Genomic DNA, 18,378 nt, shown 5'->3' on the forward strand with positions numbered 1-18,378 from the left:
TAATATCGGGAACTTCAGCGGGAATTAAGTTAATCAACATTCTGATTCTTATCAAAAAAAGAGCCACTGCTTTCGCAATGGCCCTTTCTACACAAAAAACTATTTATTTTAACGATGAACACCCGATGGCTATCGATCACCCTTCGAGTGAGCAGACATCCATCAACTCTTAAATCGAAACACCACACTTCCGTTCTTTTTATCATCGGCACTTAAAAATACTTTGTGGTATTGTTCGCCATTCTGCACACGCATAATTGCCGTGTTAGGTGGTATGCGACCCTGGTTTTCGGCATACATGGTAAGTGTGTTGTCTCTTCCACGAATGGCTTTCAGTTTTACAGTGATGGGTTTATCACTCAACGTTTTTTGAGCAGCCACCACTTCGCCGTTAAACAGTACAGTAATAATATCGCCATCGATCTCTGCATTATCATATAAGTTAACGGTGATCTCTTCTTCTTCAATAGGTATTGTTTCAAACACTTTTGTTTCCCGTTTCTCTAAGCCATTGGGCAATTTGGGAGCAGGTATCGGGTTTACTTTTACTTCATTTGTTTTTGTTTCCGTTTGGTTGTCAACCTTAGTAATAGCCGGGCCTGTGGTTACAGGTGTTTCTTTTTTCGGTTCTGTTTTTACAACGGCCGGTTTATCTTTTGGAGGAGTAGTTGTTTTTGTTGTTGGCTTTTGTTGTTGTTGAACAGGCTTGGGATTTGTACGTACTGTATTGTTGTTTTGTGGGGGAGGAGTTGTGATGATATTTTTCACCAACTGCTTACGTGAAAGAACAGTTGTGCCGCTTCCGCAATTGCTGGCTTCAACAGCGCCTTTCCAGCTTCCTTCCAATTCTTCGGTGTCGCCTTTTTTAAAGTAAGTGAGTGTGTGCACCTGGAAACAATCTTTAAACCATTGAGGCGTATTGGCCTTTACACGTTTTGTTTCTTTAGCGGTAATGGTTTTGCTGCTGGGATCAAGATTGCCTTCAATAGCACAGATGGTATAAAAGCGTTTGCCTTCAATCATAAAATAAGTAGTGGATGTGCCTTCCACTTTATTTCCGTTCACTTCAAGCTCAAGGAAATATTCTGTGCGTGAGCCACCAGGGTCGCCTTTCGCATCAAAGCTGCCGCTCCATTGTCCGCTGTACTTTTGGGCAAAACCTGTTGCTGAACAAAAAAGGAAAGCCAGTAAAATGATCTTCTTCATAATGTAAGTGCTGTTCAAATACAGCTGCAAATTACAGCTTTGAAAAAAAAGGGGTAGCGAAAGGCTTTGTTAATTTTCCTTCGGCAATGATTCGTTACCTTTGTCCACCAAAAAAATCAAACGAAGTTCATGAAGATCAGTTTTCCCGATGGTGCAGTGAGAGAGTATGAGCAAGGTGCATCAGCCCTCGACATCGCCAAATCAATCAGCGAAGGATTAGCAAGAAAAGTATTGGCCGCAAATGTGAATGGACAGGTGTGGGACCTCACACGCCCCATTAACACGGATTCTACTTTAAAGCTGCTGACGTGGGATGATGCTGAAGGAAAGAACACGTTCTGGCATAGCAGTGCTCACCTGATGGCGGAGGCTGTTGAAACATTATTCCCAGGTGTAAAATTCTGGGTTGGACCTGCATTGGAAAAAGGTTTCTATTATGATATGGACCTTGGCGACAAAAAGATGAGTGAAGAAGACCTGGCCATCCTTGAAAAGAAGATGAATGAACTGGCGAAGAAAAACAATCCTTATCAACGCAAGGAAATTTCAAAACAAGATGCCATTGCTTATTTTTCTGATAAAGGCGATGAATACAAGCTCGACTTGTTGCAAAACCTGGAAGATGGTGGTATCACTTTTTATTCGCAAGGCGGTTTTACCGATCTCTGCCGTGGGCCACATATTCCGCACACTGGATTTATCAAAGCAATCAAATTAACTTCTATTGCCGGTGCGTATTGGAAAGGCGATGAAAAAAATAAACAGCTTACACGTGTCTATGGTGTAACCTTCCCTTCTCAAAAGGAGTTGGATGAATACCTGGCAATGTTGGAAGAAGCAAAGAAAAGAGATCACCGTAAGCTCGGTAAAGAGTTGGGTATTTATACAATGGATGATGATACCGGCCCGGGTTTAGCCTTATGGTTACCTAACGGCACAATCATTATTGAAGAGCTGGAAAAGCTGGCGAAAGAAACAGAAGCTGCTGCAGGCTATAAGCGTGTAGTTACTCCACATATTGCAAAAGAAAGCATGTACCTCACCAGTGGTCATCTGCCTTATTATGCGGATAGTATGTTCCCGCCCATGGAAATGGACGGTGAGAAATATTATCTCAAGGCGATGAACTGTCCGCATCATCATAAAATATTTGATGCTGAACCAAAGAGCTATAAAGATCTTCCATATCGTATTGCAGAATACGGTACCTGTTACCGTTATGAACAAAGCGGTGAATTGTTTGGCTTGATGCGTGTACGTTGTTTGCATATGAACGATGCACATATCTATTGTAACCGTGAACAGTTTGCTGATGAGTTTCGTGCGGTAAATGATATGTACCTGAAGTATTTTAAGATCTTCGGCGTTGATAAATATGTGATGCGTTTGAGTTTGCATGATCCGGCCAAGTTGGGTCAGAAATATGTAAACGAACCTGAACTGTGGCAGGAAACAGAAGCGATGGTACGCAAAGTTCTCATCGAATCAAATATCCCGTTTGTTGAAGTGCAGGATGAAGCGGCATTCTATGGTCCGAAGATTGATGTACAGATATGGAGCATCATTGGTCGGGAGTTTACGCTTGCTACTAACCAGGTCGATTTCAACAGTGGTAACAAATTCAAACTTTCGTTTACCAACCAAAGCAATCAACCTGAAGTGCCATTGATCATTCACCGTGCGCCATTGGGTACACATGAGCGTTTCATCGGTTTCTTGCTGGAGCATTACGCAGGTAAGTTTCCTTTATGGCTGGCGCCATTGCAGGTGAAAATTTTACCGATCAGTGATAAGTTCATGGATTATGCAAAAACCCTGTTGAATAAACTGAAAAAAGCAGATATTCGTGCAGAGATTGACGACCGCAGTGAAAAGATTGGCAAGAAGATCAGGGATACCGAACTTGCAAAAGTTCCATACATGCTGGTAGTGGGTGAAAAGGAAGTGAACGAAGGAAAAGTGGCGGTTCGTAAACAAGGTAAAGGCGATGCGGGTGTGTTTGATGCAGATGAATTCATTGCGGCTGCGGCACACGAGATCAGTGAACGTAAATCAGATTAAAATAATTTCCCTGCTACCCCTGCAGGGAATTTTAAACACAAAATGAACAGTTGCTTCCTTTAAGGGGATGGGAGCAGAACTAATATGGCATTTCCATCAAGACCTCCAAGGGGACGTTTTATTCCCCGTAAAGAGCCAGAACATCGCATCAACCACATGATCCGTGTACCGGAAGTACGTTTGGTTGGTGATAACGTAGAAGTGGGTGTTTATCCTACACAAAAAGCATTACAAATTGCACAGGACTTAGGTTTAGACCTCGTGGAGATCTCTCCGCAAGCGGTGCCACCGGTTTGTAAAGCCATCGACTACAACAAATTCCTTTACGAGAAGAAGAAGAAGGAAAAGGAAATGAAGTCGAAAAGTAAATCGGCCGAACTGAAAGAGATTCGTTTTACGCCGAATACTGATGATCATGACTTCGATTTCAAAGCAAAACATGCGGAAAACTTCCTGAAAGAAGGAAATAAAGTGAAGGCTTACGTACAGTTTAAAGGTCGTGCCATCCAGTTTAAGGAAAGGGGAGAATTGGTTCTGTTGAAATTTGCTGAACGCCTGAAAGATTCCGGCCAGGTAGAAGGATTTCCGAAACTGGAAGGAAAGCGGATGCTGATGATCATTGCGCCAAAAACGGCCAAGAAGAAGAAAGAAAACGCTGAATAAGTATAGAACCGCTTCATTTCGAGGCGGTTTTTTCTTTGGAGTCTTTGCTTCTTTGCTCCGCTGGGTTCTTTGCGAGATACTTTCACCCTCACCTCTCAAGAAAAAAGCTCGGGGGATGTCCTTATTTTTCACACATATTCCCTACATTTGCGCTCCCAAATCGGGAGGCTGGAAACAGCCGGTATTGCCCAAACGGCCCCCTAAGTGTTCTGCCTGAGCAGAGCCGCCAGCCGGGTATCATTCTTAAAGCGCATTAACATGCCAAAGGTAAAAACCAATTCAAGTGCCAAAAAAAGGTTTAAAGTAACCGGCACTGGAAAGATAACTCACCAAAAGAGTTTCAAACGTCACATCCTCACAAAGAAGTCAAAAAAGCGTAAGCGTAACATGCGTCTGGACGGCGAAGTAGCACAATCTCATGTACACTTTGTAAAACGTTTATTGCGTCTTAAATAAGATGCAGCTGTAAACCCAATTTATAATTTAAAAACATTAAGATATGCCACGTTCAGTAAACGCAGTTGCATCAAAGCAACGCCGCAAAAGAATTCTCAAACAAGCCAAAGGCTTTTATGGCAAACGTAAAAACGTATATACCGTTGCCAAAAACGTAGTTGAAAAAGGTATGACCTACTCTTACGTGGGCCGCAAATTAAAGAAGCGTGAATACCGTGCACTGTGGATTGCACGTATCAACGCAGCAGTAAGAGAAGAAGGATTGACTTACTCTGTATTCATTAACAAACTGAAAGCAAAGAATATTGATCTTGACCGTAAGATCCTTGCTGATTTGGCCATGAACGAACCAGAAAGCTTTAAGCAACTGGTTGCATCAGTAAAATAATCACCAACTGATTTTTATACAGCCCCGGCAGAAACGCCGGGGCTTTTTATTTTCTGCATTTCGTCGTTGTGAAGCTCTGTGTTTTGCTGTAGTCGTGGTCCAAAAAATCTTCATGCCCCTGCATTTGTTTTTACAATAAGTTTGTGCAAAATTTTAAAGGTGACAAACGACCCACGTAGTTATCAACTGACCAACCAAACATACACCGACCTGGTGCATCAAACGTTCAACTTCCCGCAGGAAGATTTTCATTTGCAGAATGGCTATTTACAGTTTAACCATCTTGATCTGAAAGCGCTGATCGATAAATATGGTACACCCATGAAGCTTACTTATTTGCCAAAGATTGGGATGCAGATCAAAAAGGCCAAGAAGATGTTTGATACAGCGTTTAAAAAGCACCGTTACGAAGGCAAATATTTTTATTGCTACTGTACGAAAAGTAGTCACTTTTCATTTGTAGTGGAAGAGGCATTAAAGCACGAGATTCATCTTGAAACTTCTTATGCTTATGATATTGAGATCATCAACAAACTTTATCAAAAGAAAAAGATCACAAAGGAAATACAGATCATTTGCAATGGCTATAAACAGAAGCCTTACATTGCCCGTATTGCTAAATTACTGAACACAGGTTTCAAAAATGTAACACCCATTCTTGATAACAAAGAAGAACTGCAGCAATATAAAAAAACGGTGAAGGTTCCATTTAAAGTAGGTATTCGTGTAGCTGCGGAAGAAGAACCCAACTTTCCTTTTTACACGTCACGCCTCGGTATACGTGCAAGAGATATCCTCGAGTTTTATGTAGATAAGATCGAAGGCAACGAAGATCGTTTTCAATTAAAGATGCTGCATATCTTTTTGAACAAGGGTATTAAAGACGATATCTACTACTGGAGTGAACTTAACAAAGTAGTGAATCTCTATTGCCAGTTGAAGAAGATATGCCCTGAATTGGATTCAATTAATATCGGTGGCGGTTTTCCTATTAAGCATTCACTTGGTTTTGAATACGACTACCAATTCATGATCAATGAAATTGTAGCTACCATTAAAAAGACCTGTAAGAAAGCAGGCGTACCAATGCCCAACATTTATACAGAGTTTGGAAGTTTTACGGTTGGTGAAAGCATGGCGCATATCTATTCGGTGCTGGGACAAAAAACACAGAACGATCGGGAGAATTGGTACATGATCGATTCATCATTCATCACTACGTTGCCTGACACCTGGGGTATTGGCGAAAAGTTTTTGATGTTGCCGATTAACAAATGGGACAACGATTATCAACGTGTGGTACTTGGGGGCATCACCTGCGATAGCCATGACTATTACGATTCAGAAGAACATATCAATGAAGTGTTTTTACCCAAGCTGAATGGTGATTCGCAAGAGCCTTTATATGTTGGTTTCTTTCACACTGGCGCCTACCAGGACCAGATAAGCGGATATGGTGGTATTAAGCATTGTATGATCCCTTCTCCTAAGCACATCATTGTAGGTCATGATAAAAATGGTAAGCTGGTTGATTGGGTATATGCAAAAGAACAAACAGCGCAGAGCATGCTGAAGATATTGGGTTACTAATTGAACTCCGGATAAAGCAAAAGCCTCCCGACTAAATCGGGAGGCTTTTTATTTCAACTTCTACTACTAACAAATTATAAGTTAGGATTGCTGGTACGGCTTGGTCGCTTTCCACCGTTTTGCGGTGTGTTGTTAGGATACTGTTGAGGATAGCTTGGATACTGCGGATATTGCTGGGGATAGTTTCTTACGTTTCTGTCGTCCCAGTTTCTATCATCATCATGATTGCAATTGCAGTTCTTGTTGCCTTTACCTCTTCCTTTCGCATAATCTTTTGCATTACCACCGTATATTTTCTTCGCTTGTCCCGGAGGCAGATTGCGGTGATTGCAATTGTTGTTGTTATTGTAGCCATAGTCACCATTGCGTTGATTACGTGGATAGCTCATGCGACCATCGGGATAACGCACTGCTCCATCGGGATAACGTGTCGTACCATCAGGATACTGGACTGTTCCGTCAGGCCATTGGCGGCTACCATCTTGCCTTACAACGGGACGGTTTGTTCGGTTGCCGAAAATATCTCCGGTCTTCGGAAATATCTGAGCCGATGCTGAAGTAGTAGCTACTATCATCATCAGGCCTAATGACCATTTGTAGAATTTTAAGTTTGCCATAGTCGGTATGTTTTATACTTGTATTTCAAAACATTTGCCAAATGCGAAAAACAAAAAGTTATAAGTGCGTTCTTACGCTTTATTTAACAATACTCGTAGGTTTTAACGCTGCCGCACAAAACACAGAAGATTCGGTAAAGGCTGTTGTTAACAATATGTTTGCAGCTATGAAAAATGCAGACTCAGTTGGGTTGAAAAATGTGTTCTCTGAATGGGCTGTTTTGCAAACCATCAGTCGCACCAAAGAAGGAGCTACAGCTGTGCGTACAGAAAATATCAACGACTTTGCATCTTTTGTTGGTAAGTCAACAAAAGGAGATGCTGATGAGCGCATATCATTTGGTGCAATTCATATTGATGGTGGTTTAGCAAGCGTTTGGACGCCCTACCAGTTTTACTACAAGGGAAACTTTAGCCACTGCGGAGTAAACTCTTTTCAATTGGTCCGGGTGAACGGGCTGTGGAAGGTTCAATACATTATCGATACCAGAAGAAAGACGGATTGTTTATAACCAATTCGTGCTTATAACTGAAGAAGCCGATGCATATGCATCGGCTTCTTTAGTTATTTCTTTTTGTTGCGATACTTCTTGTTCACTTTCGGGTCTTCAAAATATTTGTTGGCATCTTTCGGATCTTCAATGTTGATCTCTTCAAGTGGCACATCGATCAACTGCAGTTGAATTTGTTTCAGATCAGCACGCATCTTGGTTGTTTTAGCAAGGATGTCGGGATCTTTTTCACCAACCAATCCATTCTCCTGCAGAATATATTCTAAACGCCTGATGCTTGTACGCACCAGTGAAACAGAGTTTTGATCATTTACTTTGTTAGGTGATACAGCTTCTTTCACAGGCACCAGTGTAACACCAACTGCAGGCAACACACGACCAACGTTTTTCTGATCTTCATTTTTTGATGTGCTCAGAATTGTTCCTGCAAGGGCAGAAGAAGAAGCGGTCATATCAAATGCTACTCTCGAATTTCGTGTTTTCTTGATCTTTTTATCCAGTGTGCGGAACGTGAATTTCAGTTGCTGGATATAGCGGTTGTAATCATTGACCAGCTTTTCGTATTCCTGTTTCTTTTGAGGATAGTTAATTGCATCTCGTACGATAATGCGTACCGATGCAGTGTCCTTGTTCCTGAATTTATCGGCACCAACAAACAACAATCGAAATTCTTTTACTTTTCCTGCATCATTATCTTTTACAAAATCATAAGGAATCCACCATACAAATTCATCCTGGCACCTGGTGATCGTTTTTTCAAGTTTGATAGGGATGCTGCTTTCAAAATTGATGTATTCAATCGGAAAATTTCCGTTCTCACAATTCAAAACAAAACGTGCAGTATCGCCTTCATCAACAGTTACGGTAGATGAAACCGATGGGCGTATTTTCGATTGAATGATCTCCGTATTAAAGAAAACGATTGTAAAAATGGTATCAGTTTTATCAACGGGATTATTCAAATTCTGAACACCAACCTGCACTTTATATTCTACATCGTATTTCAATCTCCCCGAAAGAAAATACGCCTTGTCTGCTTTGAAGGTGAGTAGACCGTTGTCTTTATTGATGCGTAATCCCACCGGTGAATTTTTCAAATACCAGAAGTAATTAATTGCTTCTTTATTGATGTCCAGTTTGTAATTAAGCGAACTATCAACGTGTAGTGTAAAATAAGGATTGAGGTTTTTGATACGCAGGCTTGTATCCAATAGTTGCGGTGTTGGATGCGTGGTATCAGGAATGTCCTGCGCTTTTACAGCGAACAAAAAAAAGAAACCAATAAGTAGGGTTAATAGAGCTTTCATGTCGATTAGGGGCGAAGATAGGCATGTCTGTGGAAAGACATGTTAAGAGAAATAAAAACCCCGTTGTGAAAACAACGGGGTAACCAAAACCAACTGCTATAAAACAAGCTATATAAATGATTACTGAATATTGATCGTTTTTACGGGTTGTTGCTGCTCTGCTTTTTTAGGCAGTAACAATTTCAACAGACCATTTTCGTATTTCGCCTGGATCGCTTCTGTGTTGATCTTCTCATCAACTGTAAAGCTGCGTTTGAAGCTTTGAAAGTTAAACTCACGACGAACTACTTTCACATCTTCATTCTTTACTTCTTCTTTCTTTTCGTAGCTGATCGTTAATAAACCTTTATCAACTGCTACATTAAAGTCTTCTTTGTTTCGCCCGGGAACATTCAATTCAAGATGATAGGCATCTTTTGTTTCTATAATATTCACTGCCGGAGAAAAAACGTTGTTCACTGTTTTACCAAAAGCAGGTAATTCATTAAAGAACTCATCAATGAAGTTGTTGATGTTCTTTTGAGCTGGGCTGTGCAATTTTACCATTGTCATAGTATTAAAGTTTTATTTGTTTTTAAATATGGTATGGAATCATCAAAGTGTATTCCAGCCGGTTTTTTTGCGCCGTGATTTCAGCTTTGAGCATTTGAGTGCGACAAAAAGTCTAGTTTTCTGCAATGATTCTGTCAAAATTTCTATTATTGCTCATTGAGCTTTCAATTCCTGTAGCTTTGCATAAATTTTAAACAGTACAACTATGTATCCAGCAGAAATAGTATTACCCATGAAAGGGGAAATGACAGAAGGGGGGTTTGATGAATTGTTATCGGCCGATTCGGTTGATAGTGCGTTAACGCAAAAAGGAACAAGCCTCGTTTTTATTAATTCAGTGTGCGGTTGTGCAGCAGGTAGCGCAAGACCAGGCGTATTGATGGCTGTTCATAACAGTGCAAAGCGTCCTGATCATTTACTTACCAGCTTTGCAGGTTTTGATATTGATGCGGTGAAAAAGATCCGTGAACACTTATTGCCTTATCCACCAAGTTCACCGGCTATTGCTTTATTTAAAGATGGACAATTGGTTCACTTTATCGAGCGTCATAACATCGAAGGACGTCCGGCACAGATGATCGCACAAAACCTCATCAGTGCATTTGAAGAGCATTGCAATTAATTCAATTATTGAATTTTTTATCTTATCCCTCAACTTCGGTTGGGGGATTTTTTATTTGACAGGTATGCCATAAATATTCATCATGAATAATTACAGCAACGTGTAATAAGTATGGCCAACTACCTCAACGTTTTGTATTTTTGCATCACTGTAAACTCAGCTATCGTTTCCCGTTTACGGGAAGAGGAAAGTCCGGACAGCACAGAGCAACGTACCGGTGAAGAGCCGGGTGTTCCGCTTTCGGCGGAGCAACAGAAAGTGCCACAGAAAATAACTACCCACTTATGCCTCGGCTATAGTGGGCAAAGGTGAAAACGTAGAGTAAGAGCCTACGGGTTATGACAGCAATGTTATAGCGGGGTAAACCTTACGTGCTGAAATGCCACATATACCGTCGCCTGAGAACGGCTCGTTCGATGACGGAGGGTAGGCAGATTGATCCTGCAGTGTAAATTGTACGGACAGATAAATGATAGCTCCGTCCACTTAAGCTAAAGCTTTGGTGGATATGACAAAATCCGGCTTACAGGTTTACAGTATTTTAAACATCAGGCCCCGCAATTGTGGGGCCTGACCTTTTTATAGGTAACGTTCTTCCAGTATTCGTTTATGATGCAGAAAATGACCAAGCGTTACAAAGCCCAAAGCATTTACGGTAATGGAATTATTATTGGCCATACCGCTTGTGTTTAATTCTTTCCATGAAAAGCTATTGAAAAGCAATTCCGTGCTTTTTCGCACCGCTTTAAACTCTTCAGCAAGCGATTGAATAGTGCGTTTGCTTACATCAGCAATTTTTGCATATTCATTTTCATCGAAACCACTGAGCGGCGCTGCACTTTGTCGGGCAAACCATAACGCACGATAAGCAAAGATGCGTTCGGCATCGATCATGTGTTGCAACAATTGCTTTATTGTCCATTTACCATCAGCATATGCATGATCAGCTTTTGATTCGGGAACGGAAGCAAAGAATGAATCGAGTAGGGGTGATTGATTCTCGAAAGCATGGCGGAGGTCATCTTCCTGCACATTGCTAACATAGTTGTGATAATAAGGATCGTAGTCGTTGGTGGTTGGTCTTGGCATGATAATCAGGTTTTGGAATAGCATAAACAGTAAACTGCTTCAGATATTGTAAACATAAAAAGAAAACCCGCTTTTCAGCGGGTTTTATATTCAAACTCTTATCCTTTTTTCGATTTCTTAACTTTTGGTTTGGGCTGAGGCTTTGGAGCAGGTTTTACTGTTTCGTTACGTTCGCCTTTTAATGTTGCAGCAACTTTCACTGCTTCATATGCATTCAATAAACCACCCGTGCGGCTAAAGTTTGCGAAATCTTCTTTTTCTTCACTGCCTGGTCTTGTTACCTGCATTTTAGGATTGATCGATCCTTTTTCAATACAATATTTTACTTGTTCAGGTGTAAGATCAGGATAGTAAGAAAGAATAAATGCTGCAAGACCAGCAACAACAGGGCTTGCCATACTTGTACCTTGTGCAAAGCCATAAGTGTTGCCACCCGGAATAGTTGAATAAATTTTTACGCCTGGTGCAAACACATCCACTTCTTTTTTACCATAGTTGCTGAAGTCAGCCGCAAGGCCACCTGTCTTGGGATCGCCGCTTGCACCAACAGTAATAAAGTTGGGCGCCTTGAATTTTGTTTCAGCATTGTTGGGATTAGGATAGTTTTCGGTGCTGTCAACATTTTTTCCATCGTTACCAGCAGCATGAACTAACAGAACACCTTTGCTTTGAGCATAGCGAACTGCATCATCAACCCATTTCTTTTGAGGCGAAAAGCTTTTACCAAAACTCATATTGATGATTTTAGCACCATTATCAACCGCATAACGGATTGCAAGCGCAATGTCTTTATCATGCTCATCACCATCAGGTACTGCACGAATGCTCATGATGCGCACATCAGTTGCTACACCATCAACACCAATACCATTATTACGTGCTGCAGCAATAATACCTGCAACGTGTGTACCGTGGAAAGGAGTGTTGGCCATTACATCGGGGTTGCCATAAAAGCGATCGTTGAAATCGTAATAATTATCTTTTACAATTTCACCACGGTAATCCTTTGGTGCAATGGTTGGTCCTTCTGCTTTTTTCTCCTGGCCTTTATAGTAGCTGGAAAATTCTTTAATGATGAATTCGTTGTTGGCATCCATCAGTTCAAAACCTTTGAACAAAGCAAACATGGTTGATTTCGCATCAGCCTCTTTTGAATTAGCAGGTTTAAATGATGCAAGATCGTTACCTGTATATTCCGGTTTGAATTTTATTTTCAGGATGCTGTCAGCAACAGTTGATTTGTTGAACAAGCCACGAAGGAAGACAACCTGTGCCTGCGCCTCAGTTGAACCATGTTCAATATCGCCCTGTGCTTTTTTGAAAATTCGGTATTCTTCTTTTTCAATCGCAGATAATTTGCTTTCATCCACAGTGCCACCATATTTTGGTTTCAGCGCATGATACAAACGTGCTGCTTCGTAAGAATCTTCTTTTACGTTGCGGCCATCTTTACCACCGAGAAAGTTCCAGCCGAAATAATCATCTACATAACCATTCTTGTCATCATCAATACCGTTGTTTGGAATTTCTTTTGGATTACGCCATAATATTGGTTTCAGATCTTCGTGCAATGTATCGATGCCACTATCAATAACAGCAACGATTACGGTTGTGCTTTTCCGGTTTTTCACAAACTCCATCGCCTGTTCTAAACTGATGCCATAAAAACCATCGGTTGATTGATTTTTAAGATGCCATCCTTTAAACTGATCTTCTTTTACGGAAGCCTGGGAAAAGGCACAGATTGAAGAGAGGGCGAATACGGATGTGACAAACAATACTTTCTTTAACTGCATATCTTTTTGTGATTTTAAACGATTTGTAAAGTTGCAGCATGTTGGGCAAATAAACATACCGTTTACCCACATTTTGCAGAATTTTTAAAATGAAACAACCGTCCTCATTACATTTCAGACGGTTGATGATTAGTCGTTAAAAAACAGGCCAGAGGCTGTTAATGCTTACTTAAATATCGAACTTAATACCCTGAGCCAGAGGCAGGTTTGTTGAGTAGTTGATGGTGTTGGTTTGCCGACGCATATAATTTTTCCATGCATCGCTGCCACTTTCACGCCCGCCACCGGTTTCTTTCTCACCGCCAAAGGCACCGCCTATCTCAGCGCCGCTGGTTCCGATATTTACATTGGCAATTCCACAATCGCTGCCGGTAGTTGATAAGAACTGTTCAGCTTCACGCATGTTCAAAGTCATGATGGAAGAAGATAAACCCTGCGGAACACCGTTTTGAATGGCAATAGCTTCATCAATGGTTTTATATTTCAACAGGTAAAGAATAGGAGCGAAGGTTTCATGCTCCACAATTTTAAATGTTGGTTTTGCTTCAGCAATACATGGCTTTACATAACAACCGCTTTCATAACCTTGTCCAGAAAGAACTCCGCCTTCAACAATAAAGTGACCACCTTCTGCTTTGCACTGTTCAATAGCTTTACTATAAGCATTCACTGCATCAGTATCGATCAACGGACCAACATGATTGCTTTCGTTCAAAGGATCACCAATACTTAATTGTTTGTATGCTGAAACAAGTTTTTCTTTAACTGTATCGTAAATAGATTCATGAATAATTAAACGCCGGGTGGTAGTGCAACGTTGTCCGGCTGTACCCACCGCACCAAATACTGCACCTCGAATTGCAATGTTCAGATCGGCATGCTCACTGATGATGATAGCGTTATTACCACCAAGTTCTAATAAACTTCTTCCTAAACGTTGACCAACAGCAGCACCAACCGCTTTGCCCATACGTGTACTTCCTGTTGCCGATACCAATGGAACTCTTGTATCATTACTCATCCATTCGCCAACTTCCCGGCCACCCTGCATCAAGCAACTTACACCTTCGGGCACATTATTTTTTGCAAACACTTCTGCAACGATATGCTGACAAGCAATACCGCACAAAGGTGTTTTTTCGGAAGGCTTCCAGATGCAAACATCACCACAGATCCATGCAAGCATCGTATTCCAGCTCCACACAGCTACTGGAAAATTGAATGCTGAAATAATTCCAACAATACCTAACGGATGCCACTGTTCATACATGCGATGCAATGGACGTTCACTGTGCATCGTTAATCCATGTAATTGGCGGGAGAGGCCAACAGCAAAATCACAGATGTCGATCATTTCCTGTACTTCACCATAACCCTCCTGCAAACTTTTGCCCATTTCGTATGAAACCAAACGACCCAGTGGTTCTTTTTTTGCACGTAATGCTTCGCCGATCTGCCGAACTATTTCACCACGCTTTGGTGCAGGCCAAGTGCGCCATTCCGCAAAAGCTTTTTGTGCAGTGGCGATCACTTTTTCATAACTGTCTTTATCGACCGCAGTAACTGATGCAATTTCTTTTCCATCAACAGGAGAGGAGGAGCTGATGGATTCGCCTGTTGAGATTAACCAATTTACACCTGTTGAAACACCCTTATTCTGTTGTTTGATACCAAGCTGTTGAATGAAATCATGCATACGATCAATCGTTTTTGTGGACTGCAAATATCCACAAAATAGTTATGCAAAAGAGAAAGGGTGAATTTTATGAATTCACCCTTTCAATTATTATTTAGATATTAAAGTTAGAAATTGACCTTTACGCCACCCATTACCCAACGTGTAGGCATAATGCTACCGAGCAAATCGCTGTAACGACGGTTGAAAATATTATCTGCCTGCACAAATGCTGCAAATTTATCTTTCAGTAAAAATAAATCTACACGTGTATTCAATACAAAATAGTCTGAACTGATCGGCACAAACGGTGCAGCAATTGGTTGTGGTCTTCTCGCTTTAAACATACCATTTGTACTCAGCGCAATTTTTTTGTAACGGTACATCACATTAAAATTGATCAATTCTCTTGCATGATTTGAAACATAAAGCGAAGGAATGGTATCACTGCTTCTGCTACGCATCCAAACGAAACCAAGACCACCGGATAAAGAATGTTTATCGCCCAACTCATGCGTGTACTGCAAATCCGTTTCAATGCCGGTTGTGTTTACTTTATCAATATTGTTTGCAAGAAAATAATTGCCGCCGGCAACCAGGTTTACCTTGCGTGGCATATCTGCATAAGGCGTGAAGATGTAATCGATCAGGTCTTGCTGAAAACGTTCGAACCAGGTAGTAGAAATTTTTAATGAAGAGTTAAGATAATAATCAACACCCACCTCGTAACTCAATGATGATTCAGAAATCAGGTCAGGATTGCCCATACGTTGTCCTGAAGGAACAGGGTTACGCTGGTAGTTATTAAAACGTTCCGTGAAATCGGCATCTCTTGTAGTGCGGCCAACACTTCCACGAAACAGAAAATCTTCGTAACGATAAGATGCATTCAGTTGCGGAATTAATTCCCAACCTGCACGTTCATTCCAGTCAACACGCAATGCCGGATTCAATTGCAATGCATTCCCTATCTTTTGATTCAAAACTACAAATGCTCCTGCATTCGAGACTTCGTGATTACCTCTGTCGTTAGAAACAATTTTGCGGCTGATGAATTGTACACCGGATGTAAAGGTTGAGTTATCATTGATTTTGTAATCGTGTAAAGCAAGTGCCTGGAACAACGATGAATTGTTCACGTTTGCACTAACTGCTTTGCGGAAACGATACACATCGTTTGCTTCTTTATAACCTGCATCAAAAGAAACACTGTGTTTGTTTTTTTTGTGCTGAAATTTGAGATGATGCCAACGACTGATCACTGATTCTGTGGCCGTATCACTTAAAAAAGTAGTGTAAAAATTCTGTGCATTAAAATCACGATCATCGTAACCAAAACGATAAGCAACACTTGTGTTTTCAGAGAATGCCTGTTTAACAGAAGCAGAAACAGTTGTGAGGTTGAAATAACCTTTTGTGCCACGCAATTGTTGACCTTTGGTGTTATTGGTGATTACGCCCACAGATGCGGTGGTATTTTTCTGATGAATAAATGCACCTGCCTGCGCATTAAATAAACCAAAATCACCGGCAGTTAGTTGCGCATTGATCTTATGCCCATTTGTATGTTTTCTTGCAGCAAATGTTTTGCTGATGATATGGATTACTCCACCAACTGCTTCAGTGCCATAAATAGCAGAAGAAGCACCTTTTAGTACTTCTATGCGATCGATCTCTGCAGGTGAAATAGGAATATATGAACTGAAGTGACCAGTTAAAGGGTCATTCAAACGAATGCCATCAAGGATCACCAACACTTGTTGAAACGTACCACCACGAATAGTAAAATCTGCTTGCGCACCCATTGGTCCACGACTTTGCACTTCAACACCTGGCACATAGCGCAGCAATTCATCAATTGATTGTACCGGAAGTTTTTGTATAGCGTCGCCTTTAATAATCAAAATATTACGACCGGTCTTTGATGCACTAACCGGAGTTAAAGAAGCAGTAACAGTAATAGGGTCGAGTTCAATTTCTTTTTGTTGGCCATAACTATTGGAGAACATACTCACGAGGGTAAGACCCGCGAGTGAGAGTTTTAGCAGTTTCATTCGTTTTAAGTTTATAATCGTCGCAAAGATATAGGTAGTGAAAGTGTAAATGACTGATTTTTCTCAATGAAAAATACTAATGAATGAGTGTTATTGCAACAATCATTCGATGCAATCGGTTGAATAATGAATTATTATTTTCAATCAATTTTAGTGGAGCACCTCTTCATTCTTAGCTTAGCAAGAGTCGAATACCGGTTTCTTGAAAATATTTATGTGTCGTCATAACGACGAAGTAGTTATCTCTACTATCTTATCGAAAAAATAATTGGAGTGCAACGTTGTTTCAAACATTTCCTGATCTCAGATTTTTTTAGAGATGTCTTCTTTGTCGATATGACGTGAGTCACTGCAAATTAAAATGCCCCGCATCAAACGGGGCATTTTCTTATTTTTTCTTCGCAGCTTTCTTCGTTGCTGCTTTTTTTGCTGCGGCTTTTTTGGGAGCAGCGGCTTTCTTTTTTGTGGCTGCTTTCTTAGCAGCAGCTTTCAGTTGTTTATCAAATGCACCAGGCATTTGTGCAACAATCATTTTTTTAATTTCTTCAACCGGCATTTGTGCTACTTCTTCAGTAGTATATTTTTCGCCGTCTTTTTTCTTATCGATCTTCAGCATCTTTTTACCGAAGCGAATGAAAGGTCCCCAACGACCATTCTCTACAGCAATATTTTCATCGGGCCAACGCACAATAAAACGATTGGCTTCTTTCTCCACTTTTGCTTCGATCAATTCATTGATATCGTTTCCAGAGAGATTATCAAAATCATAACGGCGTGGTACATTAATAAACAAACCATCCCATTTGATATATGGACCAAAACGTCCTTTGCCTTTTGTTACAGGTTTGTTTTCAAACATCGCAACAGGAGCATCGGCAGTTTGTTTTTCTTTAATGAGTTCAACGGCACGATCCATTGTTACTTCCAATGGTTCTTCACCACGGGGAATAGAAATGAATTGCTCACCAAATTTTACATAAGGTCCAAAGCGACCAACATTCACGCTAACTTCTTCACCTTCAAATTCTCCCAATGTTAATGGCAGTTTGAAAAGATCCATCGCTTCTTCATAAGTGATGGTTTCAATACTTTGATTTTTACGCAATGCCGCAAAACGTGGTTTCTCTTCATCACTTACATCGCCGATCTGCACCATTGGTCCAAACCGACCCATACGTGCAACGATCTTTTTTCCTGTTTCAGCTTCAACACCCAGCTCACGTTCACCTTTAATGCGTTCTGCATTTTCAATGGTGTTCTCAACATCTTTTTTGAACGGCTTGTAAAATTCCTGAAGCATTTTGTTCCACTTCAACTTGCCTTCAGCAACTTCATCAAATTCATTTTCGATCTTGGCGGTGAAGCCATAATCCATGATATCATCGAAGTATTGCTTCAGAAAATCAGTTACCACCAAACCAAGATCGGTAGGGAAGAGCTTCGATTTTTCTGCACCTGTATTTTCTACTTCAGTGAGTTTACTCACTTTATCTTTTTGCAACTTCAACACACGGAATTCACGCTGCACACCTTCTTTATCTCTCTTTTCCACATAACCTCTTTTCAACACAGTTGAAATTGTTGGAGCATAAGTTGAAGGACGGCCAATGCCCAACTCTTCTAGCTTTTTCACCAGCGATGCTTCGGTGTAACGTGGAGCAGGACGAGTAAAACGCTCTGTTGCATTCATTTCAATAAAAGGCAATTGCTGTCCAACTGTTAATGGTGGCAACATACCTTCCTGCAAATCATCTTCATTCACATCATCATCATCCCTGTCTTCACGATAC

The 18,378-nt window shown here is 40.8% G+C and carries 16 protein-coding genes and 1 other RNA gene; 8 read left to right on the forward strand and 9 right to left on the reverse strand.

Annotated elements, in window-relative coordinates:
- Positions 1-162: 162 nt before the first annotated feature.
- A complete protein-coding gene (locus tag ACO1QW_RS14900; RefSeq protein ID WP_486259848.1) occupies positions 163-1,206 on the reverse strand; it encodes a hypothetical protein in 1,044 nt (347 codons plus the stop codon).
- Between the two features lie 129 nt (positions 1,207-1,335).
- Here ACO1QW_RS14900 and thrS point away from each other — a divergent pair, with 129 nt between their 5' ends.
- From thrS to ACO1QW_RS14925, 5 genes are all read left to right on the forward strand, one after another.
- Positions 1,336-3,267, forward strand: a complete 1,932-nt coding sequence (gene thrS / locus ACO1QW_RS14905; RefSeq protein ID WP_486259850.1) for a threonine--tRNA ligase — start codon at positions 1,336-1,338, stop codon at positions 3,265-3,267.
- A gap of 84 nt (positions 3,268-3,351) precedes the next feature.
- Positions 3,352-3,930: a translation initiation factor IF-3 gene (gene infC / locus ACO1QW_RS14910; RefSeq protein ID WP_486259851.1), complete on the forward strand. Its 579-nt coding sequence runs from the start codon at positions 3,352-3,354 to the stop codon at positions 3,928-3,930.
- A gap of 258 nt (positions 3,931-4,188) precedes the next feature.
- Complete coding sequence (gene rpmI / locus ACO1QW_RS14915; RefSeq protein WP_486259853.1) at positions 4,189-4,386, forward strand: 50S ribosomal protein L35; 198 nt, start codon at positions 4,189-4,191, stop codon at positions 4,384-4,386.
- Positions 4,387-4,429: 43 nt separating this feature from the next.
- Positions 4,430-4,774 (forward strand): 50S ribosomal protein L20, encoded by a 345-nt coding sequence (gene rplT, locus ACO1QW_RS14920; RefSeq protein ID WP_182801309.1) that lies wholly within the window; start codon positions 4,430-4,432, stop codon positions 4,772-4,774.
- Positions 4,775-4,933: 159 nt separating this feature from the next.
- A complete protein-coding gene (locus ACO1QW_RS14925; RefSeq protein ID WP_486259855.1) occupies positions 4,934-6,364 on the forward strand; it encodes a type III PLP-dependent enzyme domain-containing protein in 1,431 nt (476 codons plus the stop codon).
- A 74-nt stretch (positions 6,365-6,438) separates the two neighbouring features.
- Here ACO1QW_RS14925 and ACO1QW_RS14930 read toward each other — a convergent pair whose 3' ends face one another.
- On the reverse strand, positions 6,439-6,981 hold the full coding sequence (locus tag ACO1QW_RS14930) for a hypothetical protein (RefSeq protein WP_486259857.1): 543 nt from the start codon (positions 6,979-6,981) through the stop codon (positions 6,439-6,441).
- A gap of 41 nt (positions 6,982-7,022) precedes the next feature.
- On the opposite strand from ACO1QW_RS14930, the gene ACO1QW_RS14935 reads away from it, so the two are divergent.
- Positions 7,023-7,493, forward strand: coding sequence for a hypothetical protein (locus tag ACO1QW_RS14935; protein ID WP_486259859.1), 471 nt, complete (start codon positions 7,023-7,025; stop codon positions 7,491-7,493).
- Between the two features lie 53 nt (positions 7,494-7,546).
- Here ACO1QW_RS14935 and ACO1QW_RS14940 read toward each other — a convergent pair whose 3' ends face one another.
- A complete protein-coding gene (locus tag ACO1QW_RS14940) occupies positions 7,547-8,800 on the reverse strand; it encodes a hypothetical protein (RefSeq protein ID WP_486259861.1) in 1,254 nt (417 codons plus the stop codon).
- A gap of 120 nt (positions 8,801-8,920) precedes the next feature.
- Positions 8,921-9,352, reverse strand: a complete 432-nt coding sequence (locus ACO1QW_RS14945) for an Hsp20/alpha crystallin family protein (protein ID WP_486259863.1) — start codon at positions 9,350-9,352, stop codon at positions 8,921-8,923.
- A 205-nt stretch (positions 9,353-9,557) separates the two neighbouring features.
- On the opposite strand from ACO1QW_RS14945, the gene ACO1QW_RS14950 reads away from it, so the two are divergent.
- Both ACO1QW_RS14950 and rnpB read left to right on the forward strand, forming a co-directional pair.
- On the forward strand, positions 9,558-9,974 hold the full coding sequence (locus ACO1QW_RS14950; RefSeq protein ID WP_486259865.1) for a BrxA/BrxB family bacilliredoxin: 417 nt from the start codon (positions 9,558-9,560) through the stop codon (positions 9,972-9,974).
- Positions 9,975-10,121: 147 nt separating this feature from the next.
- An RNA gene (rnpB, locus tag ACO1QW_RS14955) (RNase P RNA component class A) lies at positions 10,122-10,516 on the forward strand.
- A 37-nt stretch (positions 10,517-10,553) separates the two neighbouring features.
- On the opposite strand, the gene ACO1QW_RS14960 is transcribed toward rnpB, so the two are convergent.
- The 5 genes from ACO1QW_RS14960 to ACO1QW_RS14980 form a co-directional block, all read right to left on the reverse strand.
- Positions 10,554-11,063 carry a DinB family protein gene (locus tag ACO1QW_RS14960; RefSeq protein WP_486259867.1) on the reverse strand — a complete coding sequence of 170 codons (510 nt, stop codon included), beginning with the start codon at positions 11,061-11,063 and terminating at the stop codon, positions 10,554-10,556.
- Positions 11,064-11,161: 98 nt separating this feature from the next.
- Positions 11,162-12,859, reverse strand: a complete 1,698-nt coding sequence (locus ACO1QW_RS14965; protein WP_486259869.1) for a S8 family peptidase — start codon at positions 12,857-12,859, stop codon at positions 11,162-11,164.
- Between the two features lie 169 nt (positions 12,860-13,028).
- Positions 13,029-14,555 (reverse strand): L-piperidine-6-carboxylate dehydrogenase, encoded by a 1,527-nt coding sequence (gene amaB / locus ACO1QW_RS14970; protein WP_486259871.1) that lies wholly within the window; start codon positions 14,553-14,555, stop codon positions 13,029-13,031.
- Positions 14,556-14,662: 107 nt separating this feature from the next.
- Positions 14,663-16,588 carry a TonB-dependent receptor plug domain-containing protein gene (locus tag ACO1QW_RS14975; RefSeq protein WP_486259873.1) on the reverse strand — a complete coding sequence of 642 codons (1,926 nt, stop codon included), beginning with the start codon at positions 16,586-16,588 and terminating at the stop codon, positions 14,663-14,665.
- A gap of 388 nt (positions 16,589-16,976) precedes the next feature.
- A partial coding sequence (locus tag ACO1QW_RS14980) for a topoisomerase C-terminal repeat-containing protein (RefSeq protein ID WP_486259875.1) occupies positions 16,977-18,378 on the reverse strand: 1,402 nt, incomplete at its 5' end.

This window comes from Lacibacter sp., from assembly GCF_057361365.1.